The organism is Paraburkholderia monticola (genome assembly GCF_001580545.1).
GTDB classification, from domain to species: domain Bacteria; phylum Pseudomonadota; class Gammaproteobacteria; order Burkholderiales; family Burkholderiaceae; genus Paraburkholderia; species Paraburkholderia monticola.
In genome coordinates this window covers 765,942-778,789 of the sequence record NZ_LRBG01000038.1, presented here as the reverse complement: position 1 = coordinate 778,789, position 12,848 = coordinate 765,942, and the positions used below count along the sequence as shown (strand labels likewise).

General features: G+C 64.2%; 15 protein-coding genes. 9 read left to right on the top strand and 6 right to left on the bottom strand.

Going from position 1 to position 12,848, the window contains the following annotated elements:
- Window positions 1-107: 107 nt before the first annotated feature.
- On the top strand, window positions 108-1,031 hold the full coding sequence (locus CI15_RS30925) for a LysR family transcriptional regulator (protein WP_062136088.1): 924 nt from the start codon (window positions 108-110) through the stop codon (window positions 1,029-1,031).
- Window positions 1,032-1,127: 96 nt separating this feature from the next.
- On the opposite strand, the gene CI15_RS30920 is transcribed toward CI15_RS30925, so the two are convergent.
- Window positions 1,128-1,814, bottom strand: coding sequence for a hydrolase (locus tag CI15_RS30920; RefSeq protein WP_062136323.1), 687 nt, complete (start codon window positions 1,812-1,814; stop codon window positions 1,128-1,130).
- 277 nt (window positions 1,815-2,091) lie between these two features.
- On the opposite strand from CI15_RS30920, the gene CI15_RS30915 reads away from it, so the two are divergent.
- Both CI15_RS30915 and CI15_RS30910 read left to right on the top strand, forming a co-directional pair.
- A complete protein-coding gene (locus tag CI15_RS30915) occupies window positions 2,092-2,367 on the top strand; it encodes a XapX domain-containing protein (protein WP_062136320.1) in 276 nt (91 codons plus the stop codon).
- A 49-nt stretch (window positions 2,368-2,416) separates the two neighbouring features.
- On the top strand, window positions 2,417-3,997 hold the full coding sequence (locus tag CI15_RS30910) for a Na+/H+ antiporter (RefSeq protein WP_062136085.1): 1,581 nt from the start codon (window positions 2,417-2,419) through the stop codon (window positions 3,995-3,997).
- A gap of 30 nt (window positions 3,998-4,027) precedes the next feature.
- Here CI15_RS30910 and CI15_RS30905 read toward each other — a convergent pair whose 3' ends face one another.
- The 4 genes from CI15_RS30905 to CI15_RS30890 form a co-directional block, all read right to left on the bottom strand.
- Window positions 4,028-4,705: an NAD-dependent epimerase/dehydratase family protein gene (locus CI15_RS30905; RefSeq protein ID WP_062136083.1), complete on the bottom strand. Its 678-nt coding sequence runs from the start codon at window positions 4,703-4,705 to the stop codon at window positions 4,028-4,030.
- A gap of 4 nt (window positions 4,706-4,709) precedes the next feature.
- The gene (locus tag CI15_RS30900; RefSeq protein WP_062136081.1) at window positions 4,710-5,567 is read right to left on the bottom strand and encodes an SDR family NAD(P)-dependent oxidoreductase; all 858 of its coding nucleotides are present in this window, start codon (window positions 5,565-5,567) and stop codon (window positions 4,710-4,712) included.
- Between the two features lie 106 nt (window positions 5,568-5,673).
- Entirely contained in the window at window positions 5,674-6,519 is an 846-nt protein-coding gene (locus CI15_RS30895) for an SDR family NAD(P)-dependent oxidoreductase (RefSeq protein WP_062136079.1), read from the bottom strand.
- Between the two features lie 56 nt (window positions 6,520-6,575).
- Window positions 6,576-7,133: a TetR/AcrR family transcriptional regulator gene (locus CI15_RS30890; protein WP_241495993.1), complete on the bottom strand. Its 558-nt coding sequence runs from the start codon at window positions 7,131-7,133 to the stop codon at window positions 6,576-6,578.
- A gap of 220 nt (window positions 7,134-7,353) precedes the next feature.
- On the opposite strand from CI15_RS30890, the gene CI15_RS30885 reads away from it, so the two are divergent.
- Together CI15_RS30885 and CI15_RS30880 are read left to right on the top strand one after the other, a co-directional pair.
- Entirely contained in the window at window positions 7,354-7,656 is a 303-nt protein-coding gene (locus CI15_RS30885) for an ArsR/SmtB family transcription factor (protein ID WP_062136074.1), read from the top strand.
- An 83-nt stretch (window positions 7,657-7,739) separates the two neighbouring features.
- A complete protein-coding gene (locus tag CI15_RS30880; RefSeq protein WP_062136072.1) occupies window positions 7,740-8,798 on the top strand; it encodes an alkene reductase in 1,059 nt (352 codons plus the stop codon).
- 104 nt (window positions 8,799-8,902) lie between these two features.
- On the opposite strand, the gene CI15_RS30875 is transcribed toward CI15_RS30880, so the two are convergent.
- On the bottom strand, window positions 8,903-9,430 hold the full coding sequence (locus CI15_RS30875) for a GNAT family N-acetyltransferase (protein WP_062136070.1): 528 nt from the start codon (window positions 9,428-9,430) through the stop codon (window positions 8,903-8,905).
- A 151-nt stretch (window positions 9,431-9,581) separates the two neighbouring features.
- Between CI15_RS30875 and CI15_RS30870 the strand changes: the two genes are divergently transcribed.
- The 4 genes from CI15_RS30870 to CI15_RS30855 all read left to right on the top strand — a co-directional run bounded on the left by CI15_RS30870 (window position 9,582) and on the right by CI15_RS30855 (window position 12,828).
- Complete coding sequence (locus CI15_RS30870) at window positions 9,582-10,229, top strand: VTT domain-containing protein (protein WP_062136067.1); 648 nt, start codon at window positions 9,582-9,584, stop codon at window positions 10,227-10,229.
- A 125-nt stretch (window positions 10,230-10,354) separates the two neighbouring features.
- Window positions 10,355-10,807, top strand: coding sequence for a MarR family winged helix-turn-helix transcriptional regulator (locus CI15_RS30865; RefSeq protein WP_062136062.1), 453 nt, complete (start codon window positions 10,355-10,357; stop codon window positions 10,805-10,807).
- Window positions 10,808-10,852: 45 nt separating this feature from the next.
- A complete protein-coding gene (locus CI15_RS30860; RefSeq protein ID WP_062136059.1) occupies window positions 10,853-11,419 on the top strand; it encodes an isochorismatase family protein in 567 nt (188 codons plus the stop codon).
- 62 nt (window positions 11,420-11,481) lie between these two features.
- Window positions 11,482-12,828 (top strand): MFS transporter, encoded by a 1,347-nt coding sequence (locus CI15_RS30855; protein ID WP_062136056.1) that lies wholly within the window; start codon window positions 11,482-11,484, stop codon window positions 12,826-12,828.
- The last annotated feature ends 20 nt before the right edge of the window (window positions 12,829-12,848 follow it).

Sequence of the window (12,848 nt, the reverse complement as noted above, 5' to 3'; positions counted from 1 at the left end):
CGACCCGCCGGGTTGCGTTGCCCGTCCCCCGGTTGCATCGGGCCGCCCTCAGCGCAATAAGCGTGCGCCGCAGACGCTCGTCGATTCCACTGCCAATACGCGCCAACATGCAAAACCTTCCTGATCTTGAAGCCTGGGCCATCTTCGCGCGTGTGGCGGAGACCGGCTCCTTCGCGAAGGCTGCCGACCTGTTCGGCATCTCCCAGCCGACCGTCTCCAAAGCCATTGCCCGTCTCGAGCAACGGCTCGGCACCATGCTGCTGTACCGCACGACACGCAAGCTCTCGCTCACCCCGACCGGCGAACTGTTGCGCAACCGGGCGGTTCAACTGCTCGCCAACGCCGAGGTCTTCGAAAGCGAGGCGTCCGCTCTCGCGCTCGAACCTCATGGTGTCGTGCGCGTCAATGCGCCGACCTCGTTTGGCCTGCTCCATGTCGCGCCGCTGCTTCCGGCCTTTCTCGAGCATCATCCGAGCGTCGATGTCGACCTCGTGCTCACCGATCATCCCATCGATATCGTGCTGGGCGGCTTCGACGTGGCCATCCGCCTTGCCGACATGAGCGATTCCTCGGTCAGCTCGCGCCGCATCTGCGCGGTGCGCCGCCAGCTGGTGGCGTCGCCCGCCTATCTCGAGCGGCACGGACGCCCCGTGCACCCGCGCGATCTCGAACGGCATGCCACCTTGACCGACACGAGCCTGCCGACTCCCGAATACTGGCGCTTCCGCTCCACGACTTCGGACGACGAATATGCGGTGCCCGTGCGCGGTCGCGTGCGCAGCAACAACGCCGACGTGCTCCTTCCATCGTTGATCGCGGGACATGGTCTCGCCTTTCAACCCGAGTTCCTGGTGTGGGACGCATTGCAGCGTGGTGAGCTCGAGCAAGTGATGTGCGACTGGAGAATCGCCGACATCGATGTCAACCTCATTACGCCACCGAGCGTCGTGCGCGTCCCGCGCGTGACCGCGTTGCTCGATCTTCTCGTCACGCATCTGGCGCACGCTCCATGGGCGATGGCCGAGAGTTGACCGCGAAACGGCAGTCTCGATTACGCCTGCGCGCTCACCGGTGCGGCGCATTCGCCGGGAACGCGCCATGCCCGTTGCGACCATCGCGACGCGCGATCATTTCGCCGGTACGGCCGGCAGCGCCTCGTGCGGTGTCGCCGTGCGCTGCGCGGCCTTGTGGACCATGGTGTACGCGTAGTCGATGCCCATGCCGTAGGCGCCCGAGTGCTCCTTCGCGATCGCCATGATTTCGTCGTAGGTATCGCGGCGCGCCCAGTCGCGCTGCCATTCGAGCATGACCTGCTGCCAGGTGACCGGCACGACACCCGCCTGAACCATGCGCTGCATCGCGAAGTCGTGCGCGTCTTTCGACGTGCCGCCCGAGGCGTCCGCCACCATGTAGATCTCGTAGTTGCCTTCGAGCATGGCGCAGAGTGCGAACGTGGTATTGCAGACTTCCGTCCACAGCCCCGACACGACCACCTTCTTGCGGCCATTCGCGGCAAGCGCGTCACGGACTTTCTGGTCGTCCCATGAGTTCATCGAGGTACGCTCGAGCAGCTTCTGGCCTGGAAACACGTCGAGCAGTTCCGGGTACGTGAACCCCGAGAAGCTCTCCGACTCGACGGTCGTGATCGTGGTCGGGATCTTGAACGCCTTGGCCGCCTTGGCCAGCCCGACGACGTTGTTCTTGAGCGCCTGGCGGTCCATGGACTGCACGCCGAACGCCATTTGAGGCTGCTGATCGATGATGATGAGCTGACTGTTTTGCGGAGTGAGTACTTCAAGCTTCGGATTGCTCATGACGTACATCTCCTCTAATCGTTGGAAAAAACCCGCCTCGTCGGCATGACCGGGAGGAATTAAATGTTCCGCGCGCCGGGGTACGGCATCCAGCCCTAGACATTTAATACGCAATCGCGCCGAAAGAACACCCAGGAAATGGAATTAATTCGATTCGCAAAATTGCATCCTCCGGTTGCCGCATCTTCGCTTTCCTTATTTCCGCAAACCCGATACGCTTTCGAAACATTCGCTGCGCAGTGCCTCTCGCCGATCGGCCATCTACGGGACTCGCATCATGAAAGCGTATCTTTTCTCTTTCCTCGCAGGTGTGCTTGTCGGGGTCGTCTACTACGCAATCGGCGTGCAGTCGCCGGCTCCGCCCACGGTTGCGCTCGTGGGCCTGCTTGGTATTCTGGCCGGCGAGCAGATACTTCCCGTCGTGCGCCGCATGTTCTCCGGCCTCAAGCTGAATGTGGCCTGGCGCGAAGCGAAATGCAGCCAGCACATGTTCGGCTCACTGCCGGGCGCGCGGGCCCCCGAGGCAGCCGCCAAGGACCCGCGATCATCGTGACGCGTCGACATTCACACCATCGCGTGCTGCATCGTCTGCCGGCACCCGGATGAACAACGTCGAGATCTTTCACTACCTGTTGTTGTTGATCTGTGGTGCGGGCGCGCTGACGTGGCTTGCGGAGCGCATCGCCATCCCGCCCGCCGTCGTGCTGTTGCTAGGCGGCTGCGTCATCGCGGCCACCGGCAAGCGCGTGCCCGGGATGGACCCGAATCTGCTGCTCGCGGCCGTGCTTCCGCCGCTGCTGATGTCGAGCTCGTTCTACACGGCCTGGAAGGACTTCCGCCGCGAACTTGGCACGATCGCTTCGCTCGTACTCGGTGCGGTGACCTTCACGACCGTCGCGGTTGGCGTTCTCGTGCATGCATTCAATCCTGGTCTGCCATGGGCCGCCTGCTTCACGCTCGGTGCGATCGTCTCGCCTCCCGACGCCGTCGCGGCGAAGGCGATCCTGCAACGCCACCCGCTCCCCACGCGGCTCGTGACCGTGCTCGAAGGGGAAAGTCTCGTCAATGACGCGTCGGGCCTGTTGCTCTATCAGATCGCGGTTGCGGCGGCACTCGCAGCAACGATCACGATCGCGAGCGGAACGGGGCTTTTCTTCACGCTTTCGCTAATCGGCATCGCGGTCGGCCTCATCTGCGGCCAGACCCTCTGCTGGGTCCTGCCGCGCCTCGGCGACGCGATGCTCGGCATCGTGCTGACCTTCGTGATGGCCTGGGCAAGCTACGGCATCGCGGACGCGATTCGCGGCTCAGGCGTGCTCGCCGTCGTGACCTGCGGCCTCGTGCTCGGTGTGCGCCAGCACCGGGTGTTCGACGCCGGCATGCGCATCAAGTCCAAGGCCACCTGGGAAGCCATCGTGTTCGCGCTCGACGCGCTCGTTTTCATCCTGATCGGCCTGGCGCTAAGCGGCATCATGGCTCGGGTGAACTACGACGTCGGCGTCCTGATGGCGGGTTTGCACGTTGCGCTGCCCGCAACAGCGGCGGCGATTGCCGCCCGCCTCGTATGGGTGTTTGCCGCGATCTGGCTGCCGAGCCGCTTGCTTGCGAAGCGCCTGGGCAGCCAGCCGTGGTCGGCAGGCGAGGCGGTCGTGCTCGGATGGGCCGGTATGCGTGGCGTGGTCAGTCTCGCGGCCGCGCTTGCGTTGCCCGGCAATTTTCCGGGCCGCGACCTGATCATATTCAGCACCTTCCTGCTCATCATCGCGACGCTCGTCGTGCAGGGCGGCAGTCTTGCGCCACTCATCCACGTGCTCAATCTGCGCCCACACGCACGCCAGACCATGTCGGAGCACGAAGCGCGTGCGCGGACGTTCGGCGCTTCGCTCGCTGAACTCGAGAAGACGAGCAAGCATGCACCCGCTGTCGAACGGGCGACCTTCGAGCGCCTGCAAGCCGAATACCGCATCCGCGTCTCGGCGAACGAAAACGCGCATGCGCTGGGCGCAGAGCGGATCGAAGACCGCGCGCGCTTTCTACGGATCGAGCTGAAGCTGGTGGGCGTGTCGCGCGAGACGCTGCTCAACCTGCACCAGGACGGCAAGGTCGATGACGAGGTGCTGCATCGTATCGAGTCGGAACTCGATCTCGAAGAACTACGCCTGTTGCGCCTGCTCGAACCGTAGAGAACCGCGTGCAGTATCCAACGCCCCAGCTCACGTGCCCGCGACGCCCAATCGATAAATATCCGCCGACTCGAGGATCGGTTGCGGCACGCCCACACGCACGACATTCAGCATGGCATCACCGATGATTCCGGTGGTCAGTATGCTGGCGGGCGAGATGCGCCGCAGCAGCACCAGCACCGGGTTGAGCACGACATACATCCACCGGTAAAGGGCGGTGCGCGACTGGATGCCATCTTCGGGAACGATCGCGGCGGGACGGAAAATCGCCACCCGCCGAAACGGCAACCGCTGTAACGCGTTCTCCGTTTCTCCCCGGACTCGGGCCCACATCGTCTTGCCCCGCTCGCTGCTATCCGCGCCGGCCCCCGAGACATACACCATGGCCATGCCCGGACTGCGGGCAAGCAGTTGTTGCGCGAGATGAAGCGTGAGGTCGTAGGTCACCACGCGATATGCCGGCTCGGACATCCGGAAAGACGAGACGCCCACGCAGAAAAAACATGCGTCGACCTTGGCGAATGCGTCGTCTGCCGCATCGAAGCGACTCAGGTCGGGGACGACGAAGACCCGTAGGCGCGGGTCCTCGTAGCCAGGCGGCGCGCGCCGGCCCACCACGATGATTTCGGTGACGTCGCGTGCTTTGAGACATGCCCGCAATACGCCCTGGCCAACCATCCCCGTTGCGCCGATCAGGACAACTCGCATAGCGTCACTCCGATGGCCACGCGGGCGATGCCGCACCGAAGTCGGCAGCGAGGGTGACCGGTTTCCAGGACTGCATCGTCTCGCGGCGCGCCAGTTCTTCGGCTTCGACGACCTGCCAGGCGTCCGAGCCGAGCACGAGGCGCGCGGGGACCGTGCTACGCGAGGCGAGCGCCACGATCAGCTTCGCGATACGCTCAGGATCACCAACTTCATGGCCGACGTAGGCATCCATCAGTGCCTTGAAGTCACCCAGCGATGCCGCGTAGTCCGGCGGCAGATGCTGCAGCGTCGCGCGGGCTTCATGGCCCCAGTCGGTGCGCATGCCGCCTGGCTCGAGCGTGCAGATGCGGATTCCGAAGGGCGCGACTTCCTTGCCCACCACATCGCTGAATCCCCCCACCGCCCATTTTGCAGCCTGGTAAGCCGAAAGTCCGGGCGTGCTGATGCGACCGCCCGCCGATGAAATCTGAAAAATGTGCCCACCGCCTTGCGCGCGCATCACCGGGATGGCCGCACGGGTCAGGTTCACCACGCCAAAGAGATTGGTCTCGATCTGCGCACGAAAATCTTCGGCATGTACGTGTTCGAATGGCTGAATGTGGCCGTAGCCGGCATTGTTGATCAGCACGTCCAGGCGGCCGAAGCGACGCACTGCTTCGGCAACGGCCTCCTGCGCCTGCTGTTCGTTCGTGACATCGAGTTCGAACGTCGCGAGGCGCTCGCCATAGCGTGCCTGCAAATCTGCGAACCGCGCTGTATCGCGCGCCGTTGCCACGACCTGAGCGCCGTCCTGCAACGCGGCCTCGAGCAGGGAGCGGCCTAAACCTCGGGACGCTCCGGTAATCAACCAGACTTTGGACATGATAGTTAGCCTTTGAAATGCATCGACAGTGATGACTTGTGCCGGAGATGCGAGCGCCCTTCGCACCATGCGGGGCCGCGCGCCAACCCTGCAGACCTCGCTATGTTCACAGCGGATTGAATCCGGCCTTGCCCGCGAACATCACGGATTCGGCGAGTTCCTTTTGCGCCCGCAACTCGGAGAGACTGCGGGTGTAGCCGGCCTCCAGCACCGCATAGGCGTCTCCGCCGAGGACGGTGCGCAACGGGGGCTCAGGCATCTGACTGATCGTATAGATAGCGTCGGCCATTTTCACGGGGTCGCCCGAAGCGTATTCGTCGCCGACTTCCTTGACCTGACGGCGCAGTTTGCCGACTGCACCGTCCTTGTAGGCATCGAGTTCATCGGTCCAGCGGATGTTGGCCACGAAGCCGGTCTTGATGGAGCCCGGTTCGATGATGATGGTCTTGATGCCGAACTCGGCGATTTCCTGGCTCACCGCCTCCGCGAAACCTTCGAGGCCGAACTTCGCGGCGTGGTACAACGCGCCGCTCGGGAAGGCGCCACGTCCGCCGACGCTGCTGACGTGGATGAACGTGCCATGCTTTCTTGCCCTCAACGCCGGGAGGAAGGCGCGTGTGACATGAACAGGCGCGAGCAGATTCAGTCCGATCTGCTGCTGGATATCGGCTTCGCTCATCTCCTCCATGGCACCGATCACCGCGCCTCCCGCGTTGTTGACGACCACGTCGACATCGGGATGACGCGCCGCCGCGGCCTGAATCTGCTCGGGGTTCATCAAATCGACCGCCTCCAACGCGAGCAGCGCCGGGTATTTCTGTTTGAGCGCCTGCATCGCGTCGACCCGCCGCACGGCCGCCACGACGGAATGCCCCTCGGCGAGCACCTTTTCCGTGAGAGCGAGTCCCAGCCCGCCGGACGCACCGGTAATGAACCACTTCTGGATGGACATGATGCCAACCTCCTTTAACAATGAGCGCGTACGCACTCAATAAAGAACAAAAATTTTTACCGCGTAATCGCCCGCCACAGCACGCAAAACCCCAGTTGCCGGTGACGTTCGGCGTCCATCGGATTCGCCTGCACGTACTCGATGATCGAATCGGCGATGTGCTCGATCAGCGATGCAAGAAAGGCAATCGGCGCATCCACCAGCACGCCATCGCGCACTCCGTCCGTCATCATTCGGGACACTTCCAGAAACGCCTGCATACCCTGCATTTTGGTCTCGTCCGATATATGGCCCGAAGTCGAGAGCCGCGCGATGGCGAACCGCCCAGCGGCATTAGCGAGGCCCCAACTCACATAGCGCTGGAAAACGTGCTCCATGCGCTCTTGGTAGTCCGCGTCGTGCGGATAGTCGGGCAACACGGTTTCCGCGAGACTGCGCTTGAGATGCAGATAAAGCTCCTGGAACAGCATCTCCTTGTTCTCGAAGTACGTGAACAAGGTGCCCTCGGCCACGCCGGCGCCCCGGGCGATGCTCGACGTGCTCGCCTGCACGCCCTGCTCGGCAACCGCCTGGGTTGCGGACAATAACAGGGCTTGACGTTTTTCCGGGCTCAAGGGGCGCGCCATCTGAATCAGTATATAGAGTGAGTACGCGCTCAATTATACGCAGCTTTGCACGAAGTGCAACCGCCCATCTGGTGATCGTCTATTGCCCCATTGCCAGTAGTGCCTTGGCACATATCGTCAGATTCCGATATAAGATTCGTCCTGTAGCGATGCAATTACGCGTACGCCATTCGGCGTGCCGGTTGTCGAATCACCTGAAACCACCCACATGACGCCCGATTTCGACGCGATCCACAAAGCGCTGGCCAACCCGGTCCGCCGGGAGATTCTCGGCTGGCTGCGCGAGCCGTACGTGCATTTCGCCGATCAGGAGTTGCCGCTCGACCACGGCGTGTGCGCGGGCAAGATCGACGCGCGCTGCGGCCTGTCGCAGTCCACCGTGTCGGCGCACCTCGCCGCCTTGCAGCGCGCGGGGCTCGTCACGTCGAAACGGGTCGGTCAATGGGTGTTTTTCAAACGCAATGAGCCGGTCATTCAGGCGTTCCTCGAATACATGAACGCCAAGCTCTGAGCGCCGCATTCGCATCGCCGCGCTTCCTTTTTCACGCAGTCTTTTGAGGCTCGGGCCCTGCCCGCCGCCAAAGGTGAACTCATATGCCGACTCTGTTCGATCCGCTGCAAATTGGCGATATCACGCTGCCGAACCGCATCATCATGGCGCCGCTCACGCGTCAGCGCGCCGAGGAAATCCGCGTGCCGAACGCGCTGATGGCGCGCTACTACGCCGAGCGCGCAAGCGCCGGTCTGATCCTCAGCGAAGCGACGTCGGTCACGCCGCAAGGCGTCGGCTACGCCGAAACGCCGGGCATCTGGTCGCAGGAGCAGGTCGAAGGCTGGAAGCTCGTCACCCAGGCCGTGCACGAAGCGGGCGGCAAGATCTTCCTGCAACTGTGGCACGTCGGCCGCATTTCGGATCCGGTGTTCCTGAACGGCGAGCTGCCGGTTGCACCGAGCGCGATCGCGGCAGGCGGTCATGTGAGCCTCGTGCGCCCCGAGCGTCCGTTCGTGACGCCGCGCGCGCTCGAACTCGATGAAATCGCCGGTGTCGTCGAAGCCTTCCGCAAAGGCGCGGAAAACGCCAAGGCCGCGGGTTTCGACGGCGTCGAAGTGCACGGCGCGAACGGCTATCTGCTCGACCAGTTCCTGCAGGACAGCACCAACAAGCGTACCGATGCCTACGGCGGCCCGATCGAAAACCGCGCGCGTCTGCTGCTCGAAGTCACCGACGCGTGCATCAGCGTGTGGGGCGCGAACCGCGTCGGCGTGCATCTGGCACCGCGCCGCGACGCACACACGATGGGCGACTCCGATCCGGCCGCAACGTTCGGCTATGTCGCGCGCGAACTCGGCAAGCGCAAGATCGCCTTCATCGCGGCACGTGAAGCGCTCGGCGACGACCGCCTCGGCCCGCAGCTGAAGGAAGCGTTCGGCGGCCCGTACATCGCGAACGAAAAGTTCACGAAGGAATCGGCGCAGCAGGTGCTTAACGCCGGCGAAGCCGATGCGGTGGCCTGGGGCCAGCTGTACATCGCGAATCCGGATCTGGTGCGCCGCTTCGCTGAAGATGCGCCGCTGAACAAGCCGGTTCCGGCGACTTACTATGCGCGTGGCGAAGTCGGCTACACCGACTATCCGGCGCTGGAAACGGTGTAACCGGTCGACCGGTCGTTGCGGCGGGCTCATGCCCGCTACATGGAATGACGAAGCCAGGCGGCGGGCGTGACTGAATTTCGGTCACGCCCGCTGCTTTTTGTGCGCTAGACGAGATCGCGCCGCATGAACACCCGCTTCGATTCATCGAGCCCGCGCGCGATATGGGCGTCACGCCGCGCGAGCAAGGCCGCGTCGAGCTCCGACAGCGCGAGGTCGCGAAACCCGAGCCGCCGGTAGTACGGCGCATTCCACGGCACGTCGCGATACGTCGACAGCACGAGCTGCGTCAATTGCCGCTCGCGCGCGACTCGCGCGACCTCTTCGAGCAATGCCGCGCCGATCCGCCTGCCCGCGTGCGAGCTCAGCACGTCGAGCTCCTGAACGTAGATGCGCATGGGCTGCGGCTCGAACATCACGAAGCCCGCGCAGGTCGCCTGCTGGTCGAGCGCGACGATGATCTCGCCCGCCTCGATCTTGCGCTCGACGACCTCGCGCGCCATCGGCGGCGCGTCGGCGATGCCGGTCATGCCGACGCTGACGAAGCGCAGACCCGCTTCGAATTCGATGGCACGAATCGTTTCGACATCGTGCGGCGCGGCAAAACGGAAGGTGATGGTGCAGTCGTTCGGCATGGCCTTGCATCTGATCAGGACCGTGCGAGTTTGACATCGGCGCCGCAACCTCGACAAGCGACAAACGACATAAACTCACGCGGGCTCCCTGCACGCACGCTCGCGGGACTACACTCGTGACATCCGAACGCTATTCGAGCCCGACGCCAATATGAACTTGATGAATGTGCTGCAGATCGCGCTGCACCTCGATCAGCATCTGAGCGCGCTGAGCGTGCAATTCGGCACGGCAATCTACGCACTGCTGTTTGTCGTCGTCTTCGTCGAATACGGTTTTCTGCCGCTGTTCTTTCTGCCCGGCGATCCGCTGATCTTCATCTGCGGCGCGCTCGCGGCCACCGGCACCCTGAATGTCTGGATCGTGGCGCCGGTGCTGTTCGTCGGGACGGTGGGCGGCAGCGTCGTCGGGTATGCGATCGGCCACGCGGTCGGCGAGAAGGCCTACACCCGCAACTACTACTGGCTCAACCGCAATGCGCTGCGCCGGGCGCACGCGTTCAGCGAGGCGCGTGGCCGGCTGACCTTCCTGCTGTCGCCGTTCATCGCCGTGGTGCGCACGTTCGCGCCATTTGCCGCGGGAGTGTCGCGCATGACGTTCTTGCGCTTCGTCGAGTACGTCACCGCGGGCGCGGCGCTGTGGGTCGTGTCGCTGATCGGGGCCGGCTATCTGTTCGGTAACGTGCCGGTGGTGCGGGAGCATCTCAGCACGCTGGTGCTGCTGGGCCTCGCGCTCGGCGGCGCGATGCTGGCCGGCGGCGCGGCATGGCGCTTTTTCAACCGGCGGATGCGGGCACGCTGAGTCCAGCGTGTCGAGGCGTGCGCACCTGGCCGCTCGTCACATCAAGACTTGACCCGAACGAGATACGAAGGTAACCTTAGCAGGATACCTTCACATCACGTCATGTCATCGCGCGGGTTCACCGCATGAGCAAATCCCCTCCCCCCGTTACACCGGAAGAACTGCATACGCTGGCCGAAGATCTGCGCGTGCTGGCGGTCAAGCTGCGCCGGCGTCTGCGTGAAGAGTCGCATATCGGCGACTTCACGTCGTCGCAGGCACAGGTGCTGACTTTGCTGGAACGCGAAGGGCCGGCCACGGTCACCGCGCTCGCCCGCGCGCACGGCATGCGTCCGCAATCGATGGGAGAAACGCTCGCGCCATTGAAAGCGGCGGGGCTCGTCAGCGGCGCGCCCGATCCCAACGATGGACGGCAAACGGTGCTGTCGCTCACGCCCTCCTTCCGCAAAAAGGTCAAGGCGAGCCGTGCGGTGCGCGAAGACTGGCTGTACCGCACCATTCAAACCAGCTTCACGGCAGCCGAACAGCAACAACTCGCGACGGGCGTCGATCTCTTGAAACGCCTCGTCGATTTGTAACTCGCGATTCGCACACACGCGTCTCACCACTCGCAGGAGCACACCATGGCACTCACCACTCTCGACGCAAAGACCGCACTGGTGGTCGTCGATCTGCAGCGCGGCATCGTCGCGCTGCCCACCGCCCCCCATCCCAGCAACGAAATCGTCGAGCGCTCGGTCACGCTGCTCGACGCGTTTCGCCGTCACGGCTTGCCCGTCGTCCTCGTGAACGTCGCCGCCGGCGCGCCGGGCCGCACCGACCAGGGCCGCCACACCGGCGACTTCCCGGCCGGCTTCGCGGATCTGCTGCCGGAGCTGAAGCAGCAGCCGTCGGACCATCTGGTCACGAAGCGCACGTGGGGCGCCTTCACGAACACCGATCTAGCCGCGTATCTGCAGCAGCAAGGCGTTACGCAAGTCGTGCTCGCCGGTATCGCGACCAGCATCGGCGTCGAATCGACCGCGCGCTTCGCGAGCGAACTGGGCCTGAACGTCACGCTCGTCCTCGACGCGATGACCGACCTGAACGCCGACGCGCACGCCAACAGCATCACGCGCATCTTCCCGCGCCTCGGCGAAACCGGCACGACGCAGGAAGTGCTCGATCTGCTCGACAGCACGCGCGCCTGAATTCGCACTGAAGCGAGCCCCTGCCCACATACGGCCCACCCCGCGCTGAGGAAAACCCTGCCGTGAGCACCACGTTCCGTTCGCTGCGCATTTTCAACTACCGTGTCTGGGCGAGCGGTGCAATCGTCTCGAACATCGGCACGTGGATGCAGCGAACGGCGCAGGACTGGCTCGTGCTCACCGAACTCACGCATCACAACGCGACCGCGGTGGGCATCGTGATGTCGCTGCAGTTCGGGCCGCAGATGCTGTTGCTGCCGCTCACCGGCTACGCGGCCGATCACTTCGATCGCCGCAAGATGCTGTTCGCGACCCAGGCAGCAATGGGCACGCTGGCGCTGGCGCTCGGTCTGCTTACCGTCACCGGGCTCGTGCGGCTATGGGAGGTCTACGTGTTCGCGGGGCTGCTCGGCTGCGTCACCGCGTTCGATTCCCCCGTGCGCCAGACCTTCGTGTCCGACCTCGTCGGCGAGAAGGATCTCGCCAACGCGGTCGGGCTCAACTCCACGTCGTTCAACGCCGCGCGCATGCTCGGGCCGGCGGTCGCCGGCTTGCTGATTGCGTCGGTCGGTACTGGCTGGGTGTTTCTGATCAACGCGCTGTCATTCGTCGCGGTGCTCGGCGCGCTGCGCATGCTGCGGCTCGACCAGTTACATATCAAGCCGCGCAATGTGCGCTCGCGGGGCAGCTTCCTCGAAGGCTTCAAATATGTCTGGACGCGCCCCGATCTGAAGGCCGCGCTCCTGATGCTGTTCCTGATCGGCACCTTCGGCCTGAATTTCCCGATCTTCATTTCGACGATGTCCGTCACCGCATTCCATGCGGGCGCGAGCGAGTACGGCGTGCTCAGTTCGACGATGGCGATCGGCTCGGTCACCGGCGCGCTGCTCGCCGCGCGCCGCGCGCGGCCCACGATGGGCCTGCTGCTCGGCGCCGGCGCGATGTTCGGCGTCGGCTGCACGGCGGCCGCGCTGATGCCGAACTACCTGCTGTTCGGGATCGTGCTGATCGTGATCGGCGTATCGACGCAAACCTTCACCACCTCGACCAATAGCCTCGTGCAACTGACCACCGAGCCCGCGATGCGCGGCCGCGTGATCGCGATTCTGCTTGCGATCGCGCTCGGTGGCACCCCGCTCGGCGCGCCAGTGGTCGGCTGGGTCGCCGACCGTTTCGGCCCGCGCTGGGCGCTAGGCGTCGGCGCGGCGTCGGGCTTTGGCGCGGCGCTCGTCGGCCTCATCTATCTGATGCGATACCGGCAGCTGCGCTTCTATCGCGAAGGCTGGCGTCTGCGTTACAGCATCGAAGACCCGCGGCCAGTCACGGCGACGGTCATTCCCGACTCCGTCACGACGGTTCAGCGCAGCGAGCTGGACGAGGCGGAAGAGGATACGGCGTCGAGCGTGTAAAAGCCCATCTGCGCGAGCAC

Bases quoted from the DNA above. Each gene is read 5' to 3' on its own strand.
- CI15_RS30925 (WP_062136088.1), top strand. From the start codon at position 108: ATGCAAAACCTTCCTGATCTTGAAGCCTGGGCCATCTTCGCGCGTGTG.
- CI15_RS30920 (WP_062136323.1), bottom strand. From the start codon at position 1,814: ATGAGCAATCCGAAGCTTGAAGTACTCACTCCGCAAAACAGTCAGCTC.
- CI15_RS30915 (WP_062136320.1), top strand. From the start codon at position 2,092: ATGAAAGCGTATCTTTTCTCTTTCCTCGCAGGTGTGCTTGTCGGGGTC.
- CI15_RS30910 (WP_062136085.1), top strand. From the start codon at position 2,417: ATGAACAACGTCGAGATCTTTCACTACCTGTTGTTGTTGATCTGTGGT.
- CI15_RS30905 (WP_062136083.1), bottom strand. From the start codon at position 4,705: ATGCGAGTTGTCCTGATCGGCGCAACGGGGATGGTTGGCCAGGGCGTA.
- CI15_RS30900 (WP_062136081.1), bottom strand. From the start codon at position 5,567: ATGTCCAAAGTCTGGTTGATTACCGGAGCGTCCCGAGGTTTAGGCCGC.
- CI15_RS30895 (WP_062136079.1), bottom strand. From the start codon at position 6,519: ATGTCCATCCAGAAGTGGTTCATTACCGGTGCGTCCGGCGGGCTGGGA.
- CI15_RS30885 (WP_062136074.1), top strand. From the start codon at position 7,354: ATGACGCCCGATTTCGACGCGATCCACAAAGCGCTGGCCAACCCGGTC.
- CI15_RS30880 (WP_062136072.1), top strand. From the start codon at position 7,740: ATGCCGACTCTGTTCGATCCGCTGCAAATTGGCGATATCACGCTGCCG.
- CI15_RS30875 (WP_062136070.1), bottom strand. From the start codon at position 9,430: ATGCCGAACGACTGCACCATCACCTTCCGTTTTGCCGCGCCGCACGAT.
- CI15_RS30870 (WP_062136067.1), top strand. From the start codon at position 9,582: ATGAACTTGATGAATGTGCTGCAGATCGCGCTGCACCTCGATCAGCAT.
- CI15_RS30865 (WP_062136062.1), top strand. From the start codon at position 10,355: ATGAGCAAATCCCCTCCCCCCGTTACACCGGAAGAACTGCATACGCTG.
- CI15_RS30860 (WP_062136059.1), top strand. From the start codon at position 10,853: ATGGCACTCACCACTCTCGACGCAAAGACCGCACTGGTGGTCGTCGAT.